Below are 5,980 nucleotides of genomic sequence, written 5' to 3' on the forward strand. Positions count from 1 at the left end.
GAGGACGACGGCTTCGACGACTTCCTGCTGCACGTCGACGGCTGGCTCTGCGAGGTCAAGGACGCCCAGATCCGCGACGGCCTGCACGTGCTCGGAGACCGCGCTGGTGCCGCCGGCCGTGGTCACCGTGACGTCGACCACGCCGGTGCCCGCCGGGGCGGTGACGGAGCAGAAGGTCGGGCCGCAGGAGACGTGGGTGGCCGGCACCCCGCCGAAGGTGACCGTGCCGTACGTCAGGTTGGTGCCCCGTACGTACAGCTGGGTGTCGCCGGCCGCCGGGCCGGAGGTGGTGGTGAGCGAGGTGACCACCGGGGCGGCCGGAGCCGGGGGCGGCGCGCCGGTGTAGTCGAACGCGGCGGGTGCGACCGCCGACCCGCCCGGCGTGACCACGGTGACCGGGGCGCTGCCCGAGCCGCCGGGGGTCGTCACGCTGCAGGCGGTGGCCGTGCAGGACCCGGCGGCCGGGGTGTCGCCGAACAGCACCAGGCCGTTCTCCAGGTTGGTGCCGGTCACGGTGACGGCGGTGCCGCCGACGCCGGGTCCGGTGGTCGCGTCCAGGCCGCCGACCGTCGGGGCGGCCGGGATCACCGAGGGCTGCGGGCCGCTGCCGAGCAGGTAGGTGGAGACGTTGTCGGACGGGTCGACGTCGCCCTTGTTGGCGACCGTGACCTTGATCGCCCCGGCCGGCTTGGTGCCGTGCGAGGCGACGTACACCTTCATGAACTCGCTGCGCCCGGGCGCGCGGGTGCCGGTGAAGGTGGCCTCCAGCCGGCGGCCGTCCGCGGAGACCTTCTGGGTGAAGGTGTAGTCCGGCGTGGAGTAGATCGAGGCGCCGCTGGTGGTGAGGCCCGCCGGCAGGTCGACGGTGAGGCGGGTCACGCCGGTGAGGTCCTGGGTGCCGGTGGACTTCCAGGTCACCGAGAAGTTGGTGTTGTCGATCGGGAAGATCGGGTAGTTGCCGGCCTGGGTCACGCTCACGTTGGACCCGGTCACGGTGGTCGTGGCGGTGCTGGTCGTTGCGGCGGTGGCTCCGGCGGTGGTGGCGACGAGGACGCCCGCGGTGAGGGTGGTCACGGCGATGGCGGCGGCGATGCCGGCCAGGGCCGGGCGGGAATTTGCCAGTCGGATGATCATATTTGGCATGATTGCCGAGGGGTGCGATCGCCACGCCGGTTTTCCGAAAACGGGTTCGATTCCCGAGGGTGGGAACCGGAGCCCGTCTTGCGGGAACCGGAGCTCCTTCCCGCAGGAACCGGGGCCCCTCCCCGCAGGAAGCGCCGGCCGCTCCCGACGTGACCCCGCAGCTCCGTGAGCCTTCCGCCCCCACCCCCGCCGGCCCCCGCCCGTAAGGTCCGTTTCGTTCGATGTCGGTACGTACCTCTAATCTTGTCCACCGTGACCGCCATCGCTGACCAGCCCACCGAGCTCGGGCCCCGCCCGCCCGCCGGCCCCGGCGTCCGGCCCGCGCCCGGCCCCGCCGCCGACGAGGGCCTGGCCCGCCGGCTCAAGGCGCTGGCCTGCACCGCCCCGCTGCACGACCTGGACAACCGCAAGGTGAACCTGGCCGGCGAGTACGGCGGCTACGCGATGGCCGAGGTCGGCCTCGCCGCGATCGACCTGGTCACCCTCCACATGGACTTCGACACCGGCGCCGACCGCGACATAGTGCTGGCCCGCCTGCTGCCCCGGGTCGCCGCCCAGGCCGCCGTCCGGCCGGCCGCCGAGCACGAGCGGGTCGCCCGCTGGGTGCTGGAGTCGCTGATCAACGTCGGCAGCGTGGACCGCGGCTTCCGCGCCGTCTACGGCACCTTCGACCAGGACGGCGAGTACGTCCGGCGCGACTACGACTTCAAGCTGATCGAGGAGGTCCCCGGCCCCGACGGCGGCGTCTACCTGCGGACCACCGACGAGGCGGTCAACGTCCTGGTCGGCGCGCTGGACACCGACGTCACCTCGGCCCAGATCGCCGCCGAGGTCAAGCTGGAGGTGCTGATCCGCCGTGGCCGCCTGGCCGACGCCCAGCTCGCCGCCGAGCAGGCCCGCTACCGCACCGTCCAGTACGCGGAGACGCTGCGCCGCGCCCTGGAGGCGACCCGCCGCAACGTCCGCGCCGTGGACTGGATGCAGGCGATTCCCGACCTGATCGACGAGGCGCTCGACCACATCGCCGACCGCTACCGGCACGAGAACGCGATCCTCACCAACATCCGCAAGGCCCGCGACGAGGCGGAGGAGCCGGAGCACAAGCGCCGCGCCGCCGAACTGGTCGACATCGTCAAGGACTGCATCCGCCGCCACACCCAGCTGCAGACCCGGCTGCTGGAGGCCGGCCCGCTGTTCCGCGCCGAGCAGGACCGCCAGGCCTTCGCCACGCCGGGCGCCCGCAGCGGCGTCGACCTGTACGGGCAGCTGCTCGCGCCGGTCCTGCGGCTACCGCTGGAGCAGGCCGTCCGCCCGACCGGCGCCTTCTTCGCCCGGGGTGCCGGACTGCGCACCCCGGTCTCGGTCCGGGTCGCCGACCTGGTCGACCTGCTGCTCACCCCGCCCGTGGAGCGCGAGCACCTGGGCGCCGAGCTGCCCGATCCCGACCTGGTCGCCACCCCGGACGACTCCCGCTTCTCCGAGGCCCAGCTGGAGGCCGCCCTGGAGCTGCTGGACCTGCCGGCCGACGCCCCCCGGCGCCTGTCCGGCCTGCTCGCCGAGGCCCGCGGGCAGGACCCGGAGCTGCCGTACCTGGTCGCGCTGCTCGCCGTGCACGCGGCCAGCCCGCCGGTCGGTACGGCCTACCGGCAGGGCGAGGAGCGGCTGCTCTTCGCGGTCGACGACGGCACCCCGCTGAACGACCCGGAGTTCGGCGGCGCCGACCTGATCGTCGGCAGCGCCCTGCTCGACGCGGTGGGCATGGCGGCCGACCGCAAGGACGCCGGATGACACGCCGATCCGTCCCCGGTCACCGCACGGGCCACCCCCCGAGACCCCGCGCCTAGCCCGGCCGCAGCCCCCGGCCCCCGCGCGTACGACCCCCGCGCGTACGACCCCCACGCGTCCGGCCACCGGACCACCGGGGGCCACCGGACCGCCCGCCGCCCCACCGGCCCGTACCCGCCCCACCGGCCCGTACCCGCCCCACCAGCCCGTACCCGGCGGGTCCCGTGAAACCCGCGGGACCCGCGACACCCTCAAGGAGCACCGCCCGTGACGACCCACCACGACACGTCCTGGGCGCCCGACGGCGAGAGCGCCGCTCCCGCGGCGATCACCCCGGCCGACGTCGCCGACGCCGCCCGGCTGGTCTCCTTCGGCCTCCAGGCCAAGCTGCTGCCGGCCCGCGACGCCGAGTACGCCGAGCTGGTGCGCCGCCACCGCGAGGACCCTCCCTTCGCCCGGCTCGCCGACGCCGTAGCCACCGGCATGGGCCTGGTCGTCCTGGAGGTCTCCCCGCGTGCCGGGATGGCCGTCGCCGCCGCCGAGGACTCGGTGTTCGCGGTCCGGATGGGCGACTACTCCCGCCGCGCCGCCTCCGAGTCCGCCGACCGCTTCCTGCACGGGCTGGCCCACCTCGCGGTCGCCGCGATGGCCTTCCCGCGCCCCGAGGACCTCGCCGACGACGGCTACCTGGGCCGGATCACCGTCAACGGCGTGGACGCCTTCGTCCGCCAGGCCTGCCGCCGCCTGGAGGAGCAGGCCGACGCCGCCGGCGACAACACCGACCCGCAGAGCGACGCCCCCGGACTGGAGGCCGCCTGGCGGGTCTGGGCCCGGCGCACCTCCACCGGCGCCACCAAGGACGCCCGCCGGCTCTCCGGCTCCACCATCGGCATCGTGGCCAAGGCGGTGCTGTTCCTGGTCGACTCCGGCTTCCTGCAGAAGACCTCGGACGACTCCGGCGGCACCTACCGCACCACGGCCCGCTACCAGCTCCAGGTCCGCGACCTGGCGGGCAGCGCCGCCATGGCCGAGCTGCTGGAGCTCGGCGTCGTCCCGGTCTCCGACGGCAGCGCCACCCTGCTGCCCCCGGACACCGGGGACGAGCTGGTCGCCGACGCCGGTCTGCCGTTCCACGCGCTCTGACCGACCCCGCCACCGGCACCCGCGGCCCACCGCCGCCACCGGCACCCGCGGCCCACCGCCACCGCCGGCACCACTCAGGCACCATCGAGTACGCAGCACCACCCAGGCACCACCACCGCCGGCACACCCACCCGCCACCGACCCGCCGCCCACCCCCACTGGAGAACCGCCGCACATGTACGAGCTCAACCGGGTCCGCCTGTACTCCATCGGACCGGCCGGCGCCCGCTACGCCGACACGGTGCTCGACCTGCGCGGCGTCGGCGAGCCGGTCGCGGACCCGGCGCCCCAGCAGATCGGCCTGTTCGGCGAGGACCCCGACGGCCCGGTCCGCCGCCCCGCCCCCGCCGGCGTGCTCTTCCTGGAGAACGGCGGCGGCAAGTCCGTCCTGCTCAAGCTGATCTTCTCGGTGATGCTCCCCGGCCACCGCAACACCCTCGGCGGCGCCAGCTCCGGCGTGCTGCGCAAGTTCCTGCTCGCCGACGACTGCGGCCACGTCGCCCTGGAGTGGCAGCACACCGTCACCGGCGAGCTGATCGTGGTCGGCAAGGTCTCCGAGTGGCGCGGCCGCCAGGTCTCCTCCGACCCGCGCAAGTTCGCCGAGACCTGGTACTCCTTCCGCCCCGGCCCCGGCCTCACCCTGGACTCCCTCCCGGTCGCCGAGCGGGTCAGCCTGGCCGGCGACCAGAAGGCCCGGGGCCGGCGCCGCACCATGAAGGGCTTCCGCGACGCCCTCACCGAGGCCGGCAAGGCCCACCCCCACCTCGACCTGGTCTTCGAGGACGGCCACGACCGCTGGACCGAGCACCTCGGCGACCTCGGCCTGGACCCGGAGCTCTTCCGCTACCAGCGCGAGATGAACGCCGACGAGGGCGAGGCGGCCGGCCTGTTCGCGGTCAAGCACGACAGCGACTTCACCGACCTGCTGCTGCGCGCCGTCACCGACACCCGGGACACCGACGGCCTGGCCGACCTGGTCCACGGCTTCGCCGCCAAGCTGGGCCGCCGCTCCGAGCTCACCGCCGAGCGCGACTTCACCGCCGGCTCGCTCGACCTGCTGGAACGCATCGCCGAGGCCACCACCGCCCGCGAGTCCGTCCGCGAGGCGCACCGCTCCGCCGAGCGCCGTACCCGCAGGCTCGCCCACGCCCTCGCCTCCCGGGCCGCCGCCGAGCGCGACCGGGCCCAGGACCTCGCCATCGAGGTGGCCGCCGCCGCGGGTGCGGTGACCGCCGCCGAGGCCGACCGCACCCGGCACACCCTGATCACCGCCGAGCTCACCCACCGGCACGCCACCCTGGGCCTGGCCGCCGCCACCGCCGAGGCCGCCGCGCTGCGCCGCGAGCTCATCGACGCCCGTACCCTCCACTCGGCCTGGCAGGCCGCCGAGGCCGTGCTGCGCCACCGCGCCGCCGCTGACCGGGTCACCCGGGTGGCCGCCGCGATCCGCGAGGCCGAGCTCGACGCCGCTCCGGCCCTCGCCGCCCGCGCCCGGGCCGCCACCGCGCTGGCCCGCGCCCTGGAGGCCGCCGCCGCGACCGCCGAGTCCCGCGCCGACACCGAGGAGGAGCGCGCCGCCGAGCTCCAGGCCGACGGCGCCAAGGCCCAGTCGGACGCCACCGAGGCCGCCACCGCCGCCCAGAAGGCCCGCAGCGAGGCCGACCACCTGCGTCAGCGGCTCGCCGAGGTCGAGAGCGAGACCGAGGCCGCCGTCCAGGCCGGCTTCATCGACGCGGACGGGGACGTCGACCCGGCCCGCGCCGCCCTGCACGCCGCCGACACCGAGAAGTCCGTCAGCGCCGCCCTCGCCCAGGCCCGTACGGTCGCCGAGGGCGCCGCCGCCCGGCTGCGCGAGGCCGCCGCCGCCACCGGCCGCGCCGAGCTCACCGCCACCGAGTCCACGCCGAGC

The 5,980-nt window shown here is 75.6% G+C and carries 2 protein-coding genes and 3 pseudogenes; 4 read left to right on the top strand and 1 reads right to left on the bottom strand.

The genetic code is table 11. The features are described from left to right. Positions 1 to 118 (top strand): annotated as a pseudogene (locus ACWEQL_RS40320) (cobaltochelatase subunit CobN); the annotation flags it as partial. Positions 119 to 162: 44 nt separating this feature from the next. Here ACWEQL_RS40320 and ACWEQL_RS40325 read toward each other — a convergent pair. Then, positions 163 to 1,143, bottom strand: a pseudogene (locus ACWEQL_RS40325) (IPT/TIG domain-containing protein); the annotation flags it as partial. Positions 1,144 to 1,395: 252 nt separating this feature from the next. Here ACWEQL_RS40325 and ACWEQL_RS40330 point away from each other — a divergent pair. The 3 genes and pseudogenes from ACWEQL_RS40330 to ACWEQL_RS40340 form a co-directional block, all read left to right on the top strand. Beyond that, complete coding sequence (locus ACWEQL_RS40330; protein ID WP_452156261.1) at positions 1,396 to 2,931, top strand: hypothetical protein; 1,536 nt, start codon at positions 1,396 to 1,398, stop codon at positions 2,929 to 2,931. A 264-nt stretch (positions 2,932 to 3,195) separates the two neighbouring features. Next, on the top strand, positions 3,196 to 4,071 hold the full coding sequence (locus ACWEQL_RS40335) for a hypothetical protein (RefSeq protein ID WP_452156263.1): 876 nt from the start codon (positions 3,196 to 3,198) through the stop codon (positions 4,069 to 4,071). 175 nt (positions 4,072 to 4,246) lie between these two features. Beyond that, positions 4,247 to 5,980 (top strand): annotated as a pseudogene (locus ACWEQL_RS40340) (hypothetical protein); the annotation flags it as partial.

The organism is Kitasatospora sp. NPDC004240, from assembly GCF_053603215.1.